We start from the raw sequence: 20,842 nt of genomic DNA, 5'->3' as shown, positions 1-20,842 counted from the left end.
AACCGTTGCGATCTACGACAGATCGTGATGGCAACGCGCTCTCCTTTGTTGGTGACGGCATCGACCGACTCGATCTCCGCCGTGCACGGCCGGGCCGCGGTCGCACCCGGGCTCGGGCTGTCCGCGGCGCACGGCTCGCTCGAGCTCGTGCCGATCCCGCTCGTGATCGCGCGACTGCGTGCCGGGCGGGTCGACTATGAGGATAGCAATCCGGCCTTCATGCGCGCGGGTTTGCAGCAGGAACGCGCGATCGACCCGCTGATCGCCTCCTTCCTGCGGACCGGCCACGATCAGGCCGAGATCAACTGGTCGACCGGCGAGACCGTCGAGCGGCGCCACTACCGCCTCAGCTTCGCGCTGATCCCCGACCGGCCCGAGCCCACCGCGGTGGTCTCCTTCGTCGACCAGACCGCCGAGGTACGCACCGAGGAGACGCTGCGCCGCGAGATGGCGACCGACAGTCTCACCGGCCTGCCCAACCGCGGCGGCTTCACCGACTCGCTCGAGGCGATGATCGAGGAGGGCGCCTCGCGCTGGGCGGTGCTGATGATCGACCTGGAGCGGTTCAGCCGCTTCAACGCCTGTCTCGGCTCGCTGACCGGCGACGAGCTGCTGATCACGGTGGCGCGCCGGATCAAGGGCGCGCTGCGCAGCCGCGACGTGCTGGCGCGCACCGGCGGCGACGAGTTCGGTGTGCTGCTCACGATCGACCAGGACGACGCCGAGGCCGACCATGTCGCGCGCCGCATCCGCGAGGCGCTGGCGACCCCGTTCCGGCTGAGCGACTTCGAGCTGCGCGTCTCCTGCGCGATCGGCATCGCCTTCGGCGACTCGGCCACCGACGATGCCGAGGACGTGATCCGCCACGCGCAGGTGGCGATGAAGCGCTCCAAGGCGACCAAGAGCGCCGAGGCCTATCAGACCCGCGCGCTCGACAGTGCGCGCGAGGAGTTCGCGATGGAGACCGCGCTTCGCCGCGCGATCGAGAACGAGCAGCTCCATCTCGTCTACCAGCCGATCCTGGATCTGACCTCGGGCAAGGTCAGCGGCTTCGAGGCACTGGCGCGCTGGACCGACGAGCAGGGCAGCAACGTGCCGCCGGTGCGATTCATCCCCGTGGCGGAGGAATCGGGGCTGATCATCCCGCTCGGCCGCTGGGCGGTCGATACCGCGATGCAGACGCTGGCGGGCTGGGACCGGCGCTGGGGCGGCGAGTGCGGCGCGTCGGTGGCGGTCAACGTCTCGCCGATCCAGCTCCAGCGCGACTCGCTCCCCGGCATGGTCGAGCGCGCGCTCGGCGCCGCGGGGTTGGGTGGCGGGCGGCTCAAGCTGGAGCTGACCGAGAGCGCGATCATCGCCGATCCCGATCGGATCGCGGGCGTGCTGATGGCGCTCAAGGAACTCGGCACCGTGATCGCGATGGACGATTTCGGCACCGGCTTCTCCAACCTGGCGTCGCTGCACACGCTGCCGATCGACCTGCTCAAGATCGATCGCAGCTTCGTCACCGGCATGCTGACCGACCGCGATCAGCTCGCGATCGTGCGCGCGATCCTCGGCCTGTCCAAAGCGCTGGGCATGGACACGGTGGCGGAGGGGATCGAGACGATCGAGCTCGGCCAGACGCTCGGCGCGCTCGGCTGCACCTTCGGCCAGGGCTATGCCTATGCCCGGCCGCTCGACTCCGACGCCGCCTACGATTTCCTGGTCGCGCGCAGCACCTGAGCGACTTCCTCGTCGGCGATCGCCTCCGCGCGCGCCGCGTCGGGGAAGTCCTCGGCGACCCAGCGATCCTCGACTCGCCTGAGCACGCGCGCCACCTCGGGTCCGCGCGTCAGCCCGCGCGTCACCAGCGCGCCGCCGCCGATCGGCAGGGCGGGGGGCGTCCAGTCTCTGAGCGGCGCGGGATCTCTCCCGGCGAGCAGCAGCCGGTCGAGCGCGCTCGCGGTGCCGACGCGGTAGCCGAGCGCGCGCACGCCTTCCTCGCCGACCCCAGCGCTCGCCTGCACCAGCCGCCTGCGATCGGCGTTGGAGAGCTTGAGTCGCGCGCCCACTCCCTCCGCGGCGCCCGGCGGGAGCAGCGCGGCGAGGCGGCGGATGGAGTCGGGTGCCACCGCGGCGGCACGCTCGCGCTCGGCCAGGGCAGCGAGCCGCGCCACGCCGTCGGCGTCGATCTCGGGCAGCACCGGGCGGAAGATGCCGCTATCGTGCATCAGCCGCACCACCGCCACCGCGCCGGGGGCGACGAGCAGCTTGAGCAGCTCGGCGGCGACTCGCTCGCGGCTCAGCGCCATCAGGTCGTTGGCGCGGTCGACACAGGCGGCGAGGCCCTCGGCGTCGATCGTCTCGCCGAAGCGCGCGTGGAAGCGGAAGAAGCGCAGGATACGGAGGTGATCCTCCGCGATGCGGCGGTGCGGGTCACCGATGAAGCGGACGCGCCGCGCCGCGAGATCGTCGAGCCCGCCGAAATAGTCGTGGACCGCGCCGCTGACCGGGTCGGCGTAGAGCGCGTTGATCGTGAAGTCGCGCCGCGCCGCGTCCTCGCGCCAGTCCTCGGCGAAGGCGACCACCGCGTGGCGCCCGTCGGTGGCGACGTCGCGGCGCAGCGTCGTCACCTCGACCACCGTTCCCTCGCTCACCGCGGTGACCGTACCATGCGCGATCCCGGTCGGCACCGCGCGGATACCCGCACCCTCGAGCCGACGCACCACCTCGACCGGCACGAAGGGCGTGGCGAGATCGATGTCGGCGACGTCGAGCCCGAGCAACGTGTCCCGCACCGCACCGCCGACGTAGCGTGCGCGACCGCCCGCGCCGTCGAGCGCGCGCTCCAGCGCGGCGAGGCCGGCGCGCGCGCGCCACGGCGCCTCCGGCAGCGTCACGCCGCCCATCGCAGCCGCCGCGACAGGTTGACGATCATGCCCGCGGTAGCGCCCCAGATGCGGTGCTCGCCCCACAGCAGCTCGACATAGGCGCGCTCGCGACCCTGGAAGGTCGCGGTGCGGGGACGGTGGTTCGCGGTGTCGAGCAGGAAGTCGAGCGGCACCTCGAACACCGCCGCCACCTCGGCCTCGCTCGCCACGAGCGGCAGGTCGGGCGGCACCACGCCGACGACGGGGGTGACGCAATAGCCCGTGCCGGTGCGATAACGGTCCGACGCCCCGATCACCTCGACCGCCTCGCGCGGCAGCGCGATCTCCTCCTCGGCCTCGCGCAGCGCGGCGGTGACGGCGTCCTCGCCGGGATCGAGTCGACCGCCGGGGAATGCCACCTGGCCGGCGTGGCGGCGCAGCGTCTCGGTGCGCTGCGTCAGGATCACGCCGGGGTGCGTGCGGTCGGTCACCGCGACCAGCACCGCCGCCTCGGTCAGCGCGGCACCACCCGAGAGGTCGCCGTCGTCGCCCGCGATGAGCGCGGTTGCCTCATCCGACACCAGAGCGGCGGCGAGTCGCTCGGCCAGCGTCATCGCGGCTCGAGCGGGAAGAAGGCGCCCGCGCTCCACACGCCGGGCGGCGAGTCGTCGCCCGTGAGCGCGCGCTCGGCGAGCTCGTAATAGAGCGGGCGCGCCACCAGCGCCTCCAGCCCGCCACGTACCAGCAGATAGGGGCGGGGGCCGTCGTCGCGCTCGACGAAGCGCAGCGGGTGGTCGGCCGAGGCGGTCACCACGTCGCCGGTGTTGAGTCTGAACGCCAGCACCGAGTCGCGGCCCTCGCCCTCGGCCTTGAGTTCGACCGCGACGAAGGGCGCATCCTCCACCGCGATGTCGAGCTTCTCGACCGGCGTGACGAGAACGTGGGCGCCGTCGGCCTCGCGGCGCAGGATGCGGCTGAACGCGCGCACCATCGCCGCGCGCGTGATCGGGCTGCCCTGGTGGTACCAGGTGCCGTCGCGGGCGATACGCATCTCGCTGTCGCCGCAGTGCGCCGGGTTCCACCGCTCGACCGGGGGCAGCTGATCGCTATCGGCCAGGCGCGCGATGTCGGCGACCGACAATGTGCTGAAATCGGGGGGGGGCGCCATCGGCATGCGCGCCAGTTAGGCCGCGCGGGCGCGGCGGTAAAGCGTCAGGCGGCGGCGGTGACTCGCGGCGCGATCTCGCCAGCCCCGCGCGGCACGCCATCTCCGCGCGCGAGCAGCCGGTGACGCTCCACCGGCCCGGGCAGCCGCCAGTGGGCCGTGGCCGCCGCGCTGAAGCCGAAGAAGCGGCCGTAATATTCCGGGTCGCCGATCAGCATCAGGTCGAGCCCGCGCGACTCGGCCGCGGCGAGCGCTGCCGCGGTGAGGCGGCGGCCGAGCCCACCCTGCTGCCGCTCGGGCGCGACCGCGACCGGGCCGACCAGCACCAGCGGCACCTCGTCGCCGTCGTCACCGATGAAGCGCACCGGCCAGCACTGGATGGTGCCGAGCAGCGTCCCGCTCTCCGTCAGGGCGAAACTCAGCTCGCCGAGCGGCGCGAGGCCGGCGCGCAGACGATAAGCGGTGCGGGCATGACGATCCGGGCCGAAGGCGCGGTCGAGCAGCGCCTCGACTTCCGCCGCCGCCACCGTCTCGATCGCCACCAGTTCGGCCACATCATGCTTCCCACGCGCCCGGCAGCGAGGCGGGGCGCGCGCGCTTTAGCGGGACCGTGCCCGAACGCAACCGCGATCGCCCCCGGATCGCCTCGGCCGCGCGATCGCCGCGCCGCGCTGGACATACTGGACGACCGCGTCCACCTGCGCCCGCTGGCATGAGCGGCCGCGGCGCGGCCGATCGCGGGAGCCCGATAATGGACGACGACACGCTGGAGCTGGAAGTGCACGACCTGGTCGTGCAGGTGCTCACCGGAATCTACTCGGAAGAGACGCACCTGCCGCAGCCGCTGCGGATATCGCTCAATGTGCTGCTCGACGCTCCCGCGCGCTATGCGCCCGACACGCCGCTGAGCGCCTCGAAGAATTACCTCGATCTACGCCACGCCGCCACCGACGCGCTCACCACCGCGGGTCACTTCACCCTGATCGAAGCGGTCGCCGACCATATCGCCGAGACCCTGTTCCTTCAGGACCGGCGGGTGCGCCGCGTCACCGTCAAGATCGTCAAGCTCGCCATCGCCGAGGCGGGCGAATCGATCGGTATCACCCTCGTGCGGCATCGCCGCTGATCGAGGTCGTGTTCGTCCCATTTCGGCACGGACCGAGCTGATCGATGACGTAACGATAGTCGGCCCGGGCCTGAGTCGAATCGTCGGGGCCGAGCGACGCAGTCGCCCGCTCGGGCAGCGTCGCGGGGAGCGCGCAGGCCAGCCGATACCAGAGCAACGTGTCCCGCCGGGGGGCAGCGGCGGCGTCGTCGATGATCTCGGTGAGCGCGACCGACCAGCGCGGCTGCTCCCCGGGGCGGCGCAGGATCGACAGCGCCGCGGGACGGTTGTCCTGCGTGGTCAGGAAGATCTGCGTCTCGCCCTCGCCCGGCAGCGCGCCCGGCACGTGGAACGCACTGCGGATGTCGGTGATGATCGGCGGCGCGTCGGGCGCGCTGGCCTCCCTGGCGATCTGGCGGGCGAGCGAGTCGACCGCCGGGCTCCAGTCGCGCTGTGCCCCGGGCGTGACGAGCTGAACCTGGTCGGGGCGACCCGCCACGGCGCGCGCGAAGGCGAGCACGCGCCGCTTCTTCAGGTTGGGCACGCGCCCACGCCAGTCCGGGCCAGCGTCGACCACCCAGCCGACCCGCTGCGGGATCGCGGCGGTGCCGCGCACCAGGGCGCCGACATCGGCCTCCACGTAGAAGCGCGTGTGCCCGGGCGCCAGACCGGCGGCCTCGTCGCCCTTGATCTTGGCGGCCGACCGGATCGTCGCGTCGATGATCAGCGGGCTCTGCACGACGAGGTCGGCGAGCGGGGCATAGTCGGGCGCCGGTGCGGCGGCGGGGGGCGGGGCGGCCTGGGCGGCGAGCGGCGACGGTGCCAACGATGGACACACGAGCATGATCGCGAGCAGCGCGAAGGGGGCTCGCCTCGGGGATCGAATCTGGCGTAGGATCATGCCCGCTGGGTACGTGAACCTGCCTGAACGATACAGAAATAATTCTGTCGCCGTTCATTTGTACGTTTGTTGCGCCCGACAAAGCGTTTGCGTCCCCAAAACGGGCGCGATAGGACTCGACCGTCTGTGGCCTGCCCGAGGGGAAGCTACGGAACGGTTAACAACCCAGGCCGGATCCGCTCCGGCCACCCAAGGGCCGCAGGATGAGGGAGTTTCGTTGCTGAATGGCCTATTCTGACCAGAAGATGAGCGGAGGTAAGATCGGCGCGCTGGTGATCGTCGCGCTGATCCACGTCGCTCTCGGCTATGCCTTCGTTACCGGCCTCGCGACAAATTTCGTCAAGAAGCAGGTTGAGAAGCTGAACACGTTCGACGTCGAGGAGCCACCGCCCCCGCCGCCGGACGAGCCGCCGCCCCCGCCGCCGGACACGCCGATGACGCCGCCGCCCGTGGTGTCGCCGCCGCCGATCGTGCAGAACCCGAACCCGCCGCCCGTGACGGTCGCGACGGTCCCGACCCCGCCGCCGGTCTATGTGCCGACGCCGACGGTCGCGCCCCCCGCGCCTCCGGCACCGCCTGCGCCGCCGGCGCCGGCGGTGAGCAAGGCAGCCGGTCTGAAGGGCAACCCGGGCCAGTTCTTCGGCGCCGACAATTACCCGCCCTCGGCGATCCGCGCCGGTGAGCAGGGGCGTGTCGTCGCCAAACTGACGGTGGGCACGGACGGTCGGGTGACCGACTGTACGGTGACGACGTCGAGCAATTCCTCGGCGCTCGATCAGGCGACCTGCCGTATTGCCAAGGCCCGCGTGCGTTTCTCGCCCGCGCAAGATGCTGCCGGCAACCCGATCGCGTCCAGCTACACCCTTCCGGTGCGCTGGGTGCTTCCGGAGAATTGATCCGCGTGAAGATGGCGGCGCGGACGCGTCTGCCGACAACATTTTGGCTTAAGGAAGACGAAGAATGATCATCAACATCCTCGCCGCGGGTGGGACCGCGGCAGCCGAGAACCAGTTCGGCCTGCAGCAGGCGCTCAAGGAAGGCGGCATCATCTCGCAGTCGGTGTTCACCATCCTGGTGATCATGTCGGTGGTGTCGTTCTACATCCTGTTCTCCAAGCTGTTCGAGCAGCAGAAGATCATCAACCAGGCCAAGCGCGTGCGCTCGAACTTCTGGACCAGCAACTCGCTGCGCGAGGGTTCGGCCAAGCTCGACAAGAACTCGGCCTACAAGCAGCTGGTCGACGACGGCCTGGCCGCGCAGGAGCAGCACTCGAAGCTGACCGATCCGATCGAGGCGCACGACTGGCTGCACGGTTCGCTGGCGCGCTCGGAAGCCGCGATCAACTCGAAGCTCGGCGGCGGTCTGGCGTTCCTGGCGACCGTGGGCGCGACGTCGCCGTTCATCGGTCTGTTCGGTACCGTGGTCGGCATCTACCGCGCGCTGATCAAGATCGGCGCGTCGGGCGACCCCTCGATCGACAAGGTCGCGGGTCCGGTCGGTGAGGCGCTCATCATGACCGCGCTCGGCCTCGTCGTCGCCGTGCCGGCGGTGCTGGCGTACAACTGGCTGCAGCGCCGCAACAAGTCGATCTCGGAGGACCTGTCGGCCTTCTCGAACGACGTGCTCGGCTTCCTCGCATCGAACGGCGCGGTCCGCCCGTCGATCGGCGCGACGACCGCCACCGCCAAGGCGCCGGTCAAGCCGACCGCGGCGACCACGACCGCCGGGCAGACCGGTGGCGTGCAGACCCGCCCGTAAGGCGAAGGGATAAGCGGGGCCGCCGGCTGCGGCGGCCTCGTCGATCACCTGCCGCCGCATCGACGTCGCGCCGAGCGGCTCGTCGCGGCGGAACGAGAGAATAGGATAGCCTGATGGCGATGAGCGTTGGCGGGGATTCCGCTGAAAAACCGATGTCGGACATCAACACGACGCCCCTCGTGGACGTCATGCTGGTGCTCCTCATCATCTTCCTGATCGCGGTGCCGGTCGCCATCCAGACGGTGAAGGGCATCAAGCTTCCCAACGTCCGGTTCGACCCGACCACGACCAAGCCAGAGAACGTCTCGCTGTCGGTCACCGCGACGGACGGCACCTGCAAGGTCTATTGGGGTGTCACCCCGGTGACCCACCAGGAGCTGCTCGATCGCGCGGTGGCGAAGCTGAAGGCCGAGATCGATCGGCAGGGCGGGCCGGGCAATCCGGACCTGGAGCTGCCCGAGGCGCACGTGCGCGCCGATGTCAACACCGATTGGCGCTGCGTCGCGGGAACGATCTACAACATGCAGATGGCCGGCTTCGCCAAGGTCGGGTTCATCTCGCAGCCGAAGAACGGCGACGCCGGCTGAGGCCAAGGGACAGGAGTAGCTGACATGGCAATGAGCGCAGGCCGCGATGACGGCGAGCCGATGATGGAGATGAACACGACGCCGTTGATCGACGTCATGCTCGTGCTCCTCATCATGTTCATCATCACCCTCCCGGTTCCGACCCACGCGGTGAAGGTCGACCTGCCGGTCAACGATCCGAAGGCGGTCAAGCCCCCGGTCGATCCGGTCAAGAACAAGATCGCGATCGACGCGGCGGGCAACGTGACCTGGAACGGTACCCCGGTCAACTCGACGGTGCTGCGCCAGTACCTCGACCAGTCGGCGGCGATGACCCCGGAGCCCGAGCTGCAGTTCCAGCCCGACCCGGCGACGCGCTACTCGGTGGTCGACCAGACGCTGGCCGACATCAAGCGCTCGAACATCACTAAGCTGGGCTTCGTCGGCAACGAGCAGTTCTACAAGGAATTCTGAGCCCCACGCCGGCTCGGTAGAAGGAGAGGGCGGTCCCGCGGGGCCGCCCTTTCCATTTGGCCTCCGCCCGCGGCCCCTGATCGGCAGCGGCGCGGGATCGTCGCTCGGGCCGAGCGACGCAACGGCACCAGCCCGCGCGTCCGCGCAGGCGCTGGATCGCCCAGGCGGAAGCGTTTCACCTGCTCGGTCATCATGCGCACTAAAGCGTCGAGTCGGCGCAGCGCGGCGGTCGCCTCCTGCACCATCGCGACATTGTCCTGCGCCGTGCCGTCCATCTGCGCGACGGTATCGTTTACCTGCTGCAGCCCGAGCGACTGCTCGCGCGCCGCGTGCGAGATCGACGCGACGAGCGCGGCGGCCTCGACGACGCGCGTCTTGACCCGCCCCAGCGCGCTACCCGCGTCGGTGACGAGCCCGACCCCGGTGTCGACCTGGCGGACGGAGGAGGTGATCCGTGCCTTGACCTCGCGTGCCGCCTCCGCCGAGCGCTGTGCCAGCGCGCGGACATCGCTCGCCACCACCGCGAAGCCGAGGCCCATCTCGCCCGCGCGCGGCTTCGATCCCGGCGTTGAGGGCGAGCAGGCTGGTCTGGAAGGCGAAGAAGTCGATGACGTTGATGATCTCGCCGACCTCGGCGGAGGAGCGCTCCAGCGCGATCATCGCCTCCGTGGCGCGGCGCACCGTCTCGTCCATCTGCTCGGCGTCGGCGCGGGCGTCCGCGACCATCGTGCTGGCGAGACCGGCGATGTCGGCGGTCTCCTGCACCGTCTGCGTGATCTCGTGCATGGCCGCCGCGGTGATGGCGAGCGAGGCGGCCTGTGCTTCGGTGCGGCGTGACAGGTCGTCCGAGGCGGCGCGGAGCGAGTCGGCGCTGGCGGCCATCCCGGCGGTGCTGCTGCGCACCATAGCGAGCGCCGCGCCTACCGCCGATATCGCGGTGTTGAGGTCGGTTCCGAGCTTCGCGAACTCGCCCGCCATGGTCTCGTTGACCCGCGCGCTCGACGCGCACCTCGACGTCTTCCGCATCGCTGCGCAAGGTACCGGTGCGTGCGGTGAGCGATTCGATCTCGGCGTCCGCGACCCTGGAGCCGACGCGCTCGGCGGGCCGGATCTCGCGGTGGAAGCGGCGCAGCGCGCCGGCCCGGTCACCGTACTGCGCCTGGCGTGCCACGCGCCGGAGCGCCTCGAGCACGCGGTCGGAGAGCGTGAAGCGCCTCGCGCGCGACGCGCTCGCCGGCGCGCAGGTCAGCCCGCATCGCGTGCGACCGGGCGGTGAACTTATGCAGGATCGTCGTCCGCTCGGACGCATCATCCTCGGTGATGAGGTTGAGCGCGTCGCGCTGGAGCGAGCGGCTGAGCGAGCGGATCTCGCTGAGCAGGACTACCCGGTCCTGAGTCGCGGCCGCCGCGGCGTTGACCGCGTGGCCCTGGTGCGCGGCGTACCACGTCAGCGCGGCGAGCAGCCACAGCAGCGCGAGCGCGCCGAGAGGCGGCATGAGGAGGCGGGCGGTGACGCTGCGTTTCAGCAGATTGTCTCTGGGTCGGCCAGGCGTCGTCGCGGCGGCGCCGCTCGGGCGGTGTGGGGATGAGCTGGGCGTCACGATCCGTTCCGTTCGACAGGCACATTCTCGCGCGACGGCTAGCTACAGAAGTAACGATGAGCAAATGTTCGTTCAGTACGTCGAGCAACGCGCCGTCACTCGCATTATCGATGGCTGCCAGCATCTTAGCTAATATTGCGCGATTAGCTTGCTGTTCGATGACGGAGCTATGTCGGCACATGGAACCTAGCCCACTGAATACTTGAAAAAACCGGACTCTAATGAGATGCGGTCGCGATGCTTCTCCCGCTTACCCAGATCTGCGATTTGCCGGTGGCGCGCCTGTCGCGGTCAGGCTGGTTGCGCGCCTGTCAGAAAAATGACATCCTACCGTCACAAAAACGTAATCTAGAGATTGCGTTGGGAGAGAGTGGGAGAGAGATCAATGCGCCTCTGTGGATGCGTAGCAGCCGTGCTGGCGACCGCGATCGCCGTCGTGCCAGCCGCGGCGAAGGACCGGGTTGGCTATCAGGCCATCTCTGCGGGAAGCCTGGCGCAGGCGGAGCAGACGATCGCCGCGGAACGGGTGATCTTTCCGGCCCGGCCCGAACTGATGCTGAACCTCGCCGCTGTCTATGCACGCACGGGCAGGCCGGCTCAGGCGCGGGCGCTCTACGGTCAAGTTCTCGACCAGACACCGGTCGCCATGGATCTGCCCGACGGGAACGTGCAATCGTCCCATGTGCTGGCGCAGCGCGGTCTGGCTCGGCTCGGGGCGACGGTCGCGTCGCGGTGAACGAGGGCGGCGAGGGCGTGCTTACCTAGGTCGGGTGAGACGAAGCGGCGGTCAACTCGTGACGTCAAGCCGATCGTCGCGTCTCTGCTCTGGGCGCGTACGAGGGCCGGCCGGCGAGGTTACAGTCGACAGACGAGGGGTGTGGCGAGCGGTCAGCCGTCCGTCGCGGACCCGCCCTCGGCCGTTCATCTACCGCGCATCGCCACGCGTCACAGCGGCACGTCCGTGTCCGCCAGCAACGCCGGGTCCGTCGTCGCTCCCGCGCTGACCAGCGCGCGCCCGCGCACGAAATCACGCGCGGCGTTGACGCAGTCCAGCGCGATCACGCGACCGCTCCGGCGATAGATCACGCTGAATCGCCGGCTCGACGGCACGCCGCGGACGATCGCCTCGTCGTGGCCGGCGGAGAGGCCGACGGTCTGGAGCCGCAGGTCATATTGGTTGGACCAGAACCACGGCACCGCGGCATAGGGCTCGCCGCTGCCGGTGACATGCTTGGCCACCGTCGCCGCCTGATCGGTCGCGTTCTGCACCGACTCGAGCCGCACCAGCGCGCCCCCGGCGTATATGTTGCGGTGCGCGGCGCAGTCGCCGATCGCATAGACGTCGGCCAGGCTGGTACGGCAGAGCGAATCGACCGTCACACCGTCGCCCCCCGCCGCGCCGGTGGCGAGCAGCGGCGCCACCGCCGGCACGAGGCCGATCCCCACGATCACCATCTCCGCGGCGATCTGCTCGCCGTCGGCGAGGCGCACGCCCGACGCGGCGCCCTGGCGCGCCACGATCGAGTCGACCTGCGCGCCGAGCCGCACGTCGACCCCGCGCGCGCGATGCTCGGCGGCGTAGAAGTCCGCCAGCGCCGCGCCGGCGACTCGCGCGAGCAATCTCTCGCGCGCCTCGATGACGGTGACGTGGCGACCGAGGGCGGTCAGTACGGCCGCGGCTTCCAGCCCGACATAGCCGCCGCCGACCACCGCGACGCGCTCGACGCGGGGCAACTCGGTCATCATCCGGTCGACGTCGGCGCGGCAGCGGACGGTGTGGACACCAGCGAGGTCATGGCCCTCGCAGACGAGCCGGCGCGCGCTGCCCCCCGCCGCCCAGATCAGCCGCGCGTAGCCGATCGCGCGTCCATCCGCGAGGGTCACGCGATGCGCCGCGGCGTCGACCGCGGTCACTGTCTGCCCCAGCAGCAAGGTCACGTCGCGCTCGCGCCAGAAGGCGGCGGGGCGGATCAGCATACGCTCGAACGCGCGCTCCCCGGCGAGATAGTCCTTGGAGAGCGGCGGACGCTCATAGGGCAGCTCGGGCTCGGCGCCGATCAGCGCGATGCTGCCGGTCAAACCGCGCTGGCGCAGCGTCGCCGCGACCGCCGCGCCGCCGTGGCCGGCGCCGACGATCACCACGTCATACTGCTCGCCCTCGTTCACGCACCACCTCCTCGATCGTCGCCGGCGTCCGGCATGCGCGATCGCGCGCGCGCGTGGCAAGCGTGCGTTGCGCCTGCGGCCACGCCGGTGCTAGCCGCGGCCGGTGACCTTGACTTCCCCATCGCCCGCGTCGACCCCGACGCGCACCCAGCGTCTCCGCGCCGCCACCGAGGTCGCGCATCGGCGGCTCGACGACGCGGTGATGGCGATCGACCCGTTCGGCGACCGGACGCGCTACGCGCGTCTGCTGGCGATCCATCGCGACTTCCACACGCTGGTCGCGCCGCTCTACGCCGCGCCGAGCCTCGCCGCGCTGATCCCCGATCTGGCCGAGCGGGCGCGACTGTCGGCGGTAGAGCAGGACGCCGCCGACCTTCATGTCACGCTCGCGCCGCCGCCGCCGCCCCGCTTCGCCGCCGACACGGCGCCGGATCGCGGCACCGCGCTCGGCTGGCTCTACGTCGCGGAAGGGTCGAGCCTCGGCGCCGCGATCCTGCTCAAGGCCGCGATGACGCTGGGGCTGGGACCCAGCTATGGGGCGCGCCATCTGGCCGGCCATGCCGAGGGGCGTGCGCGCCATTGGCGAAGCTTCACCGCCGCGGCGGACTCGGTGGCGCTGTCTGCCGACGAGGAGGAGCGCGCGGTGGCGGGCGCGCGCGAGGCCTTCGACACCGTCGCCGCGCTGGTGCGGCGCGACGCGGCGTAACGCACCGTTTCGTTTCGCCGCGCTTGCGAGCGCCCGCCCGCGCCGCCACCTCGGTCCGGTAGCGAGTCGGTGCCGGCGCGGGAGAAGCACATGAAGAAGATCGGTTTCCTGTCCTTCGGCCACTGGTCGCCGTCGGCACAGTCGGCGACGCGCTCGGCGAGCGACGTGCTGCTGCAGTCGATCGAGCTCGCCGAGGCGGCCGAGCAGCTCGGCGTGGACGGCGCTTATTACCGCGTGCACCATTTCGCGCGCCAGCTCGCCTCGCCGTTCCCGTTGCTCGCCGCGGTCGGAGCGCGCACCAAGCGGATCGAGATCGGCACCGGCGTGATCGACATGCGCTATGAGAACCCCTTCTACATGGCGGAGGACTCGAGCGCGGCCGATCTGATCGCGGGCGGCCGGCTCCAGCTCGGCATCAGCCGCGGCTCACCCGAGCAGGTGATCGAGGGCTGGCGCTACTTCGGCTATGCGCCGGGCGAGGGCGAGAGCGACGCCGACATGGGGCGGCGCCACGCCGAGGTCTATCTCGAGTTGCTCAAGGGCGAGGGGTTTGCTCAGCCCAACCCGCGGCCGATGTTCCCCAATCCGCCGGGGCTGCTGCGGCTCGAGCCGCACGCGGCGGGGCTCCGGCGGCGTATCTGGTGGGGCTCGGCCTCTGACTCGACTGCGATATGGGCGGCGCGGCAGGGGATGAACCTGCAGAGTTCGACGCTCAAGAAAGACGAGAGCGGGGAGCCGTTTCATCTCCAGCAGGCACGTCAGATCCGCGCCTATCGCGCGGCCTGGACCGAGGCGGGGCACGACTGGGCGCCGCGCGTCTCGGTGTCGCGCTCCATCTTCGCGCTCGTCGACGAACGTGACCGCGCCTATTTCGGCCAGGCCGGCGGCGACGATCAGGTCGGTGTGATCGACGCCATGCGCGCGGTGTTCGGCCGCTCCTACGCCGCCGAGCCGGACCGCCTGGTCGAGCAGCTGCGTGCCGACGAGGCGATCGCCGAGGCGGACACGCTGCTGCTCACCGTGCCCAACCAGCTCGGTGTAGACTATAACGCGCACGTGCTCGAGGCGATCATGACTCATGTCGCACCGGCGCTCGGCTGGCGCTGACCCGATCCGGCGCTGGGTCAGCGCCGCGGCGGCTTGACCCGCGCGGCGTGCCGGGGGATAGCCCCTGGGCCGACGTGGGAGAGACCGGGGCAGATCCGGCACCGAAGGAGCAACCGCCCCGGAAACTCTCAGGTAGAAGGACCCGCCGGCGCCAACATCTGGAGAGAGGCGCGGTGACGCGTCCGCCGACGGGATAGCGATCTCAGGCACAAGGGACAGAGGGGCATGGGGCCGCGACGAGCGGCCGGGGAGAGCGCGTGCCGACCGATCCCGAGATGGTACCGCTCGACCGCGGCGCGACGCGTCCGATCAGCGTGGCGGAGCTGTTCACGATCGGCGTCGGTCCGTCGAGCTCGCACACGGTCGGGCCGATGCGCGCCGCGCACGACTTCGCCGAGCGCGCGGTCGCGGGCGAGCGCGTCCCGGATCACGTCAGCTGTGCGCTGTACGGCTCGCTCGCGCTGACCGGGCGGGGCCATGCGACCGACACGGCGACGCTGCTCGGACTGGCTGGCTGGCTGCCCGAGCGGCTCGATCCCGACGCTGCCCCGACGATCGTCGCGGCGATACGCGAGACCAAGCAGCTGGCGCTCGGCGGCACCGGCGCGATCGGCTTCGACGTTGACGCCGATCTCGTCTTCCACCCGCGCACCTTCCTGCCGCAGCATCCCAATGGCATGCGCTTCGCCGCGACCTATGAGGACGGCACGGCGCTGGAGGAGACGTACTTCTCGATCGGCGGCGGGGCGATCCTGCGGCTCGGTGCCCCGTCAGCGGCGCACAATGTCGCGGTGGCGCACCCCTTCTCCTCTAGCGCCGAGCTGCTGGCGCGCTGTGAGGAGACCGGCCTCAGCATCGGCGCGCTGGTGCGCGCCAACGAGGAGGCGTGGCGCTCGCCCGCCGAGAGCGACTCCTTCCTCGACTCGGTGCGCGACGCGATGAGCGCCTGCATCGACCGCGGCATCGCGCAGGAGGGCGTGCTGCCCGGCGGCCTTCGCGTGCGGCGCCGCGCGCGCGCGCTACACGAGTCGCTGTCGCGATGCGGCCCCGAGCATCGCCCCGCCGCGGTGTTCGAGTGGGTCAGCCTCTGGGCGATCGCGGTCAACGAGGAGAATGCGGCGGGCGGCCGCGTCGTCACCGCGCCGACCAACGGCGCGGCGGGGGTGCTGCCCGCGGTGCTGCGCTTCTACGAGGTGCTGGTCCCGGGCGCCACGCGGGCGGGGGCACGTCACTTCCTCTACACCGCCGCGGCGATCGGCATGCTGTACAAGAAGCGCGCCTCGATCTCGGCGGCCGAGATGGGCTGCCAGGGTGAGGTCGGTGTGGCCTGCTCGATGGCGGCAGGTGCGCTCGCCGCAGTGCTGGGCGGTACCGACCGGCAAGTGGAGAATGCCGCCGAGATCGGGATGGAGCATAATCTCGGTCTCACCTGCGACCCGATCGCCGGGCTCGTCCAGATCCCCTGCATCGAGCGCAACACGATGGGCGCGGTGAAGGCGATCAACGCCGCCTATCTCGCGCTGCGCGGCGATGGCAGCCATGTCGTCAGTCTCGACGCGGTGATCGAGACGATGCGCCAGACCGGCGAGGACATGCGCAGCCAGTATAAGGAGACAAGCCTCGGCGGCCTCGCGGTCAACGTGGTGGAATGCTGAGTGGCCGGTCTGTCGCCAGCCTGGGGTAAACCAGTGGGTGAACCGTCCGACGGCGCGATCTCGCCGGCGGCGGAGAAGGTGGTCGGGGAGACAGGATTCGAACCTGCGACATCCTGCTCCCAAAGCAGGCGCGCTACCAGACTGCGCCACTCCCCGACGCGGGTGAAGGCCTAGCCGCCGCGGTTCGACGGCGCAAGCTCGGCCAGACAAGCGAAGGGGCACCCGCGGGTGCCCCTGGCCGATCCCGTCGCCGCGCCGGTTCCCGCGCTCAGCGCGTCGCCGGCTCGGCCGCGACGTTGCCGGCCGAGCCAGCGTCGTCGCCGAAGTTCGTCTCAGCGCCGGCCAGCATCGCCGCGGCACTGTCGTTGGCGGCAGCCTCGGCCATCGCCTCGAGATTGTCGGCGCGGCGCTCGAGCGCGTCGGCCATCATCTCGGCATTGTTCCCGATCGAGGCGGGTTCGGGGCTGCGGTCACACGCGGTGGCGCCGAGCGGCGCGACGGCGGCGAGCAGCGGAAGCAGCGAGCGCCTCATTATCCCGAACCCGACCCGGTCGATCACATGTTGTGCGCGGCGTCCTCACCGGCGTCGCGGACATTGTCGGCGGCCGAGTGGATGTTCTCGGCGACCGCCTCGGCATTGTCCTCGGCGAACGGGTTCGCGGTGGTGTTCGACACGTCGGCGACGTTGCTCGCGAGCGCGTCCATGTTGTCCGCCATCATGTCGGCGTTGTTCTCGACCGCGGCGGCCTCCGGCGACTTCGAGCAGGCGGCGACCGACATCAGCGACGCGGCGGCGGCGACGAGCAGGATCTTCTTCATCTGAATGCTCCCAAGCATCATAAACCATTCGCGGCCGACCCCAACGCCGTCGCGAACGCTCGCCATACCCTACCGCCGCGGGGGGTCAATAAGCAAAATTCATCTCTCCGAAAGGTTGCGACGAACGGTGGCGCCCGCCGCCGCCCTTCGCTCACGGCCGTGGTACCGGCCCGATCTCCTCGGGCGCGTCGGCGACGACCGCCAGCATCGTCGTCCAGGCAGCGACATTCTGGCGCAGCTGTTCCGGGTCGACCCGCTCGAGCGTGTCGTCGGGCGTGTGGTGCGTGTCGAAGTAGCGAAGCCCGGACTGGTTGAGGTCTACCCCGGCCACGCCGGTAGCGATCGTCGCGGCAATATCGGTGCCGTCGCCCGCCTTGCCCGCGCCGTGCACGATACCCAGCGGGGCGAGCGCGCTGGCGAGCCGATCGCCGACCGCGGCAGCGCTCTCCGGCAGCATCGTCTCGAAGCGCCACACGCGGTCGGCGCCGAAGTCGCTCTCCGCCGCGATGGCGTGGCGCTCCGTGCCGTGGCGTGCGGCATAAGCGGCGCCGCCGAGTCCGCCGACCTCCTCCGCGCCGAACCAGACGACGCGGATGGTGCGGCGCGGCCTATGGCCGCTGTCGAGGATGCGCTTGGCCGCGGCCGCGGTGATCGCCACCCCGCTGGCATCGTCGATCGCGCCGGTGGCGAGGTCCCAGCTGTCGAGATGACCGCCGACCAGCACCACGCCCGCGCTCGGGTCGGTCCCTGGCACCTCGGCGATGACGTTGCCCGACTGGCTCGGCCCGGGCGAGCGCGGGGTGAGCAGCAGGTGCATCCGGATCGGCTGGCCGCGCTTGGCCATGCGCTCGATCAGCGTGGCGTCGGGCACCGATAGCGCCGCGGCGGGGATCGGCCTCACGCCGTCGGGGAAGTCGGTGGTGCCGGTGTGCGGCAGCCGGTGCGTGTCGGTGCCGATCGAGCGGATCACGATCGCCGCCGCGCCCTTGCTCGCCGCCACGCCGGGGCCGTTGAAGCGCGCGACGCCGTTGGCGCCGTAGCCCGAGCCGTCCTGCGTCGGCTGCATGCTGTTGCCGACATAGGCGATCTTGCCCCTGAGCGAGCCAGCCGGCGCGGCGACCAGGTCGCCGTAGGTCGGGAACACGACCACCTCCGCGGTGATCCCCTTGGGCGGGGTCGCGGCGGAGTGGCCGAGCGCGACCAGCTTGAGCTTCTGCGGGAAAGGCGCGACGATCTCGGCCTCCTCCTCGCCGCGCAGCCACAAAGGCATGGTGAAGGGCTCGGCGCGCACGTTGCTGAAGCCGAGCGCGGTCAGCTTCTTCACCGCCCAGTCGCGCGCGCGCGCCTCGGCGTCGGTCGCCGCGAGCCGCTGGCCGATCTCGGTCGTCAGCCCCTCCACCAGCTGATAGGCGAGCTCGTCCTTCAGCGCGGCGTCGCGCAGCGCCGCCACCTCGGGGGCCACCGCCGCAGGAGCGTTCGGCACGGCATGCTGCGCCGCGGCGGGCGCCGCGAGCGCGAGGAGGGTGACGAGGGCGCTGGCGGCGAGCGCGGCGGGGCGAAGCGGGGAGCGGTTCATTCGAGCCGGCGTAATCAAGCGTTGCCAATTTGCCAACGCACGCCGGCGGGCTTACATGCCCGCCACCGATTTCCCGACGCACCCAGTCCATGGAGCAGCGCGCCAGATGGCCGTCCAGTACACCTATGTCATGAAGGGTCTGACCAAGACCTTCCCGGGCGCGAACAAGCCCGTGCTCAACAACATCCACCTGCAGTTCATCCCCTCGGCGAAGATCGCGATCATCGGCCCCAACGGCGCCGGCAAGTCGACGCTGATGAAGATCATGGCGGGAATGGACCCGGACTTCACCGGCGAGGCCTGGGCCGCCGAGGGCGTGCGCGTCGGCTATCTCGCGCAGGAGCCGCAGCTCGATCCCAGCAAGGACGTGATCGGCAACGTCAAGGACGGCGTCCGCCCCGTCGCGGACCTGGTCGATCGCTTCAACGCGATCTCGGCCGAGATGGGCGATCCCAAGGACGACACCGACTTCGACGCGCTGATGGAGGAGATGGGCGAGCTCCAGGGCAAGATCGACGCGGTCGACGGCTGGACGCTCGACAACCAGCTCGAGGTCGCGATGGAGGCGCTGCGCTGCCCGCCGGGCGACGCCGACGTCACCAAGCTGTCGGGTGGCGAGCGCCGCCGCGTCGCGCTCTGCCGGCTGCTGCTGGAGAAGCCCGACATCCTGCTGCTCGACGAGCCGACCAACCACCTCGACGCCGAGAGCGTGTCGTGGCTCGAGAACTTCCTCAAGGAATATGCGGGCAACGTCATCCTCGTCACCCACGATCGCTACTTCCTCGACAATGTCGTCAACTGGGTGCTCGAGCTCGATCGCGGGCGCTACTACACCTATGAGAGCAACTACTCCGGCTATCTCGAGAAGAAGGCCAAGCGGCTCGAGCAGGAGGAGCGCGAGGAGGCGGGCAAGCAGAAGGCGATCGCCGATGAGCTCGCCTGGATGCGCCAGACCCCCAAGGCGCGCCAGACCAAGAGCAAGGCGCGTATCCGCGCGTTCGACGAGCTGATGGCGAAGCAGGAAAATCGCGTCGCGGGCAAGGCGCAGATCCTGATCCAGCTGCCCGAGCGGCTCGGTGGCAAGGTGATCGAGGCCAAGGGGCTGACGAAGTCCTACGGTGACCGCCTGCTGTTCGAGAACCTCGACTTCATGCTGCCGCCGGGCGGCATCGTCGGCGTCATCGGCCCCAACGGCGCGGGCAAGTCGACCTTGTTCAAGCTGATCACCGGGCAGGAGCAGCCCGACGCCGGCTCGATCGAGGTCGGCTCGACGGTGAAGCTCGGCTATGTCGACCAGAGCCGCGATGATCTCGATCCCAACAAGAACGTCTGGCAGGAGATCTCGGACGAGCTCGAGGTGTTCCGCTTCGGCAAGCAGGAGCTGGGCACGCGCGCCTATGTCGGCGCGTTCAACTTCCGCGGGCCCGACCAGCAGAAGAAGGTCGGCCAGCTCTCGGGCGGTGAGCGCAACCGCGTCCACATGGCCAAGATGCTCAAGGAGGGCGGCAACGTCCTGCTGCTCGACGAGCCGACCAATGACCTCGACGTCGAGACGCTGCGCGCGCTCGAGGAGGCGCTGGAGACCTTCGCTGGCTGCGCGGTGGTGATCAGCCACGATCGCTTCTTCCTCGACCGCCTGTGCACGCACATCCTCGCCTTCGAGGGGAACAGCCACGTCGAGTGGTTCGAGGGCAATTACGAGAGCTACGAGGAGGACAAGCGCCGCCGCATGGGCGACGCCGCAGACCGCCCGACGCGGCTCGCGTACAAGAAGCTCACCCGCTGAGGAGAGGGCGGCGGCGCGGGCGCACGTGATCGTGCCCGCGCCGCCGCCCGTCCGGCGTCGCCGTGGTAATCGCTTCCCCTCGCGGCCCTGGCCGGGGTAGCTGCGCGGATGGATCGACCCAATTACATCACCCCCGCGGGCTATGCCGCGCTGCGCGCCGAGTACGACCAGCTCTTCGCCACCGAGCGCCCCGCGCTGGTCGAGACGATCGCCTGGGCCGCGGGCAACGGCGACCGCTCCGAGAACGGCGACTATATCTACGGCCGTAAGCGGCTGCGCGAGATCGACCGGCGGCTCGGCTGGCTGTCGAAGCGGATGAAGGTCGCCAAGGTGGTCGATCCGGCGCAGCAGCCTGATCGCACGCGCGTCTGGTTCGGCGCTACGGTCACCATCGTCGACGAGGATGGCAGGGAGCGGGTGCTCACGCTCGTCGGCGACGACGAGGCCGAGGCGGGCGCGGGACGGGTCGGCTGGAACGCGCCGCTGGCACGCGCGCTGCGAGGTGCGGGGGTGGGCGACCTGCGCCGCGTCCACCTGCCCGCGGGCGAGCGCGACTATGAGATCGTGGCGGTCTCCTATCCGCCCGGCTGAGGGACGGCGTCGTC

At 70.5% G+C, this 20,842-nt stretch carries 23 protein-coding genes, 1 tRNA gene, 1 pseudogene and 1 riboswitch; of the genes and pseudogenes, 14 read left to right on the top strand and 11 right to left on the bottom strand.

The window, feature by feature from the left end:
• Nucleotides 1-27: 27 nt before the first annotated feature.
• Nucleotides 28-1,725 carry a putative bifunctional diguanylate cyclase/phosphodiesterase gene (locus K7957_RS04235; protein ID WP_246616639.1) on the top strand — a complete coding sequence of 566 codons (1,698 nt, stop codon included), beginning with the start codon at nucleotides 28-30 and terminating at the stop codon, nucleotides 1,723-1,725.
• Here the strand turns inward: K7957_RS04235 and K7957_RS04230 are convergent.
• From K7957_RS04230 to K7957_RS04215, 4 genes are read right to left on the bottom strand one after another with little or no spacing between them, the layout of a single operon-like run.
• Nucleotides 1,695-2,891 (bottom strand): CCA tRNA nucleotidyltransferase, encoded by a 1,197-nt coding sequence (locus K7957_RS04230; RefSeq protein WP_223010688.1) that lies wholly within the window; start codon nucleotides 2,889-2,891, stop codon nucleotides 1,695-1,697. The genes K7957_RS04235 and K7957_RS04230 overlap by 31 nt on opposite strands.
• On the bottom strand, nucleotides 2,879-3,466 hold the full coding sequence (locus K7957_RS04225) for a CoA pyrophosphatase (RefSeq protein WP_223010687.1): 588 nt from the start codon (nucleotides 3,464-3,466) through the stop codon (nucleotides 2,879-2,881). Before K7957_RS04225 ends, K7957_RS04230 begins: the two co-directional genes overlap by 13 nt.
• Nucleotides 3,463-4,026 (bottom strand): DUF1285 domain-containing protein, encoded by a 564-nt coding sequence (locus tag K7957_RS04220; RefSeq protein WP_223010686.1) that lies wholly within the window; start codon nucleotides 4,024-4,026, stop codon nucleotides 3,463-3,465. The genes K7957_RS04225 and K7957_RS04220 overlap by 4 nt, the downstream gene beginning before the upstream one ends.
• Before the next feature lie 38 nt (nucleotides 4,027-4,064).
• The gene (locus tag K7957_RS04215) at nucleotides 4,065-4,571 is read right to left on the bottom strand and encodes a GNAT family N-acetyltransferase (RefSeq protein ID WP_223010685.1); all 507 of its coding nucleotides are present in this window, start codon (nucleotides 4,569-4,571) and stop codon (nucleotides 4,065-4,067) included.
• Between the two features lie 197 nt (nucleotides 4,572-4,768).
• On the opposite strand from K7957_RS04215, the gene K7957_RS04210 reads away from it, so the two are divergent.
• Nucleotides 4,769-5,143 carry a dihydroneopterin aldolase gene (locus K7957_RS04210; protein ID WP_246616638.1) on the top strand — a complete coding sequence of 125 codons (375 nt, stop codon included), beginning with the start codon at nucleotides 4,769-4,771 and terminating at the stop codon, nucleotides 5,141-5,143.
• Here the strand turns inward: K7957_RS04210 and K7957_RS04205 are convergent.
• The gene (locus K7957_RS04205; RefSeq protein WP_246616637.1) at nucleotides 5,118-5,948 is read right to left on the bottom strand and encodes a hypothetical protein; all 831 of its coding nucleotides are present in this window, start codon (nucleotides 5,946-5,948) and stop codon (nucleotides 5,118-5,120) included. The two genes, K7957_RS04210 and K7957_RS04205, sit on opposite strands and share 26 nt — an antisense overlap.
• A gap of 299 nt (nucleotides 5,949-6,247) precedes the next feature.
• Between K7957_RS04205 and K7957_RS04200 the strand changes: the two genes are divergently transcribed.
• The 4 genes from K7957_RS04200 to K7957_RS04185 all read left to right on the top strand — a co-directional run bounded on the left by K7957_RS04200 (nucleotide 6,248) and on the right by K7957_RS04185 (nucleotide 8,821).
• On the top strand, nucleotides 6,248-6,919 hold the full coding sequence (locus K7957_RS04200) for an energy transducer TonB (protein ID WP_223010682.1): 672 nt from the start codon (nucleotides 6,248-6,250) through the stop codon (nucleotides 6,917-6,919).
• Nucleotides 6,920-6,983: 64 nt separating this feature from the next.
• Nucleotides 6,984-7,781, top strand: a complete 798-nt coding sequence (locus K7957_RS04195; RefSeq protein ID WP_219753636.1) for a MotA/TolQ/ExbB proton channel family protein — start codon at nucleotides 6,984-6,986, stop codon at nucleotides 7,779-7,781.
• 113 nt (nucleotides 7,782-7,894) lie between these two features.
• Entirely contained in the window at nucleotides 7,895-8,368 is a 474-nt protein-coding gene (locus K7957_RS04190; protein WP_223010681.1) for an ExbD/TolR family protein, read from the top strand.
• 24 nt (nucleotides 8,369-8,392) lie between these two features.
• Nucleotides 8,393-8,821, top strand: coding sequence for an ExbD/TolR family protein (locus K7957_RS04185; RefSeq protein ID WP_223010680.1), 429 nt, complete (start codon nucleotides 8,393-8,395; stop codon nucleotides 8,819-8,821).
• Here the strand turns inward: K7957_RS04185 and K7957_RS04180 are convergent.
• Nucleotides 8,806-9,514, bottom strand: a pseudogene (locus K7957_RS04180) (methyl-accepting chemotaxis protein). The gene K7957_RS04185 and the pseudogene K7957_RS04180 sit on opposite strands and share 16 nt — an antisense overlap.
• Between K7957_RS04180 and K7957_RS20265 the strand changes: the two are divergent.
• The 3 genes from K7957_RS20265 (at nucleotide 9,489) to K7957_RS04170 (ending at nucleotide 11,158) form a co-directional block, all read left to right on the top strand.
• Entirely contained in the window at nucleotides 9,489-10,097 is a 609-nt protein-coding gene (locus tag K7957_RS20265) for a hypothetical protein (RefSeq protein ID WP_246616812.1), read from the top strand. The pseudogene K7957_RS04180 and the gene K7957_RS20265 sit on opposite strands and share 26 nt — an antisense overlap.
• Entirely contained in the window at nucleotides 10,027-10,410 is a 384-nt protein-coding gene (locus K7957_RS04175) for a hypothetical protein (protein ID WP_223011151.1), read from the top strand. Before K7957_RS20265 ends, K7957_RS04175 begins: the two co-directional genes overlap by 71 nt.
• Nucleotides 10,411-10,834: 424 nt before the next feature.
• The gene (locus K7957_RS04170) at nucleotides 10,835-11,158 is read left to right on the top strand and encodes a tetratricopeptide repeat protein (RefSeq protein WP_343228292.1); all 324 of its coding nucleotides are present in this window, start codon (nucleotides 10,835-10,837) and stop codon (nucleotides 11,156-11,158) included.
• Between the two features lie 209 nt (nucleotides 11,159-11,367).
• On the opposite strand, the gene K7957_RS04165 is transcribed toward K7957_RS04170, so the two are convergent.
• Complete coding sequence (locus tag K7957_RS04165; protein ID WP_223010678.1) at nucleotides 11,368-12,588, bottom strand: NAD(P)/FAD-dependent oxidoreductase; 1,221 nt, start codon at nucleotides 12,586-12,588, stop codon at nucleotides 11,368-11,370.
• A gap of 103 nt (nucleotides 12,589-12,691) precedes the next feature.
• On the opposite strand from K7957_RS04165, the gene K7957_RS04160 reads away from it, so the two are divergent.
• The 3 genes from K7957_RS04160 to K7957_RS04150 all read left to right on the top strand — a co-directional run bounded on the left by K7957_RS04160 (nucleotide 12,692) and on the right by K7957_RS04150 (nucleotide 16,056).
• Complete coding sequence (locus K7957_RS04160) at nucleotides 12,692-13,294, top strand: biliverdin-producing heme oxygenase (RefSeq protein ID WP_223010677.1); 603 nt, start codon at nucleotides 12,692-12,694, stop codon at nucleotides 13,292-13,294.
• A 90-nt stretch (nucleotides 13,295-13,384) separates the two neighbouring features.
• Nucleotides 13,385-14,401 (top strand): LLM class flavin-dependent oxidoreductase, encoded by a 1,017-nt coding sequence (locus tag K7957_RS04155; protein ID WP_223010676.1) that lies wholly within the window; start codon nucleotides 13,385-13,387, stop codon nucleotides 14,399-14,401.
• Nucleotides 14,402-14,466: 65 nt separating this feature from the next.
• Nucleotides 14,467-14,554: riboswitch (glycine riboswitch) on the top strand.
• Nucleotides 14,555-14,676: 122 nt separating this feature from the next.
• Nucleotides 14,677-16,056, top strand: coding sequence for an L-serine ammonia-lyase (locus K7957_RS04150; protein ID WP_223011115.1), 1,380 nt, complete (start codon nucleotides 14,677-14,679; stop codon nucleotides 16,054-16,056).
• Nucleotides 16,057-16,135: 79 nt separating this feature from the next.
• On the opposite strand, the gene K7957_RS04145 is transcribed toward K7957_RS04150, so the two are convergent.
• The 4 genes from K7957_RS04145 to K7957_RS04130 form a co-directional block, all read right to left on the bottom strand.
• A tRNA-Pro gene (locus K7957_RS04145) sits at nucleotides 16,136-16,212 on the bottom strand.
• A gap of 112 nt (nucleotides 16,213-16,324) precedes the next feature.
• A complete protein-coding gene (locus K7957_RS04140) occupies nucleotides 16,325-16,588 on the bottom strand; it encodes a hypothetical protein (RefSeq protein ID WP_223010675.1) in 264 nt (87 codons plus the stop codon).
• Nucleotides 16,589-16,611: 23 nt separating this feature from the next.
• Nucleotides 16,612-16,875 (bottom strand): hypothetical protein, encoded by a 264-nt coding sequence (locus K7957_RS04135; protein WP_223010674.1) that lies wholly within the window; start codon nucleotides 16,873-16,875, stop codon nucleotides 16,612-16,614.
• Between the two features lie 151 nt (nucleotides 16,876-17,026).
• Nucleotides 17,027-18,451: a M20/M25/M40 family metallo-hydrolase gene (locus K7957_RS04130; protein ID WP_223010673.1), complete on the bottom strand. Its 1,425-nt coding sequence runs from the start codon at nucleotides 18,449-18,451 to the stop codon at nucleotides 17,027-17,029.
• A gap of 106 nt (nucleotides 18,452-18,557) precedes the next feature.
• Here K7957_RS04130 and ettA point away from each other — a divergent pair, with 106 nt between their 5' ends.
• Together ettA and greB are read left to right on the top strand one after the other, a co-directional pair.
• On the top strand, nucleotides 18,558-20,237 hold the full coding sequence (ettA, locus tag K7957_RS04125; protein ID WP_223010672.1) for an energy-dependent translational throttle protein EttA: 1,680 nt from the start codon (nucleotides 18,558-18,560) through the stop codon (nucleotides 20,235-20,237).
• A gap of 108 nt (nucleotides 20,238-20,345) precedes the next feature.
• The gene (greB, locus tag K7957_RS04120; protein ID WP_223010671.1) at nucleotides 20,346-20,828 is read left to right on the top strand and encodes a transcription elongation factor GreB; all 483 of its coding nucleotides are present in this window, start codon (nucleotides 20,346-20,348) and stop codon (nucleotides 20,826-20,828) included.
• Nucleotides 20,829-20,842 lie beyond the last annotated feature (14 nt).

Origin of the sequence: Sphingomonas yunnanensis (genome assembly GCF_019898765.1) — a bacterium.
Classification (GTDB): domain Bacteria; phylum Pseudomonadota; class Alphaproteobacteria; order Sphingomonadales; family Sphingomonadaceae; genus Sphingomonas; species Sphingomonas yunnanensis.
This window is presented reverse-complemented; position numbering and strand designations above follow the sequence as displayed.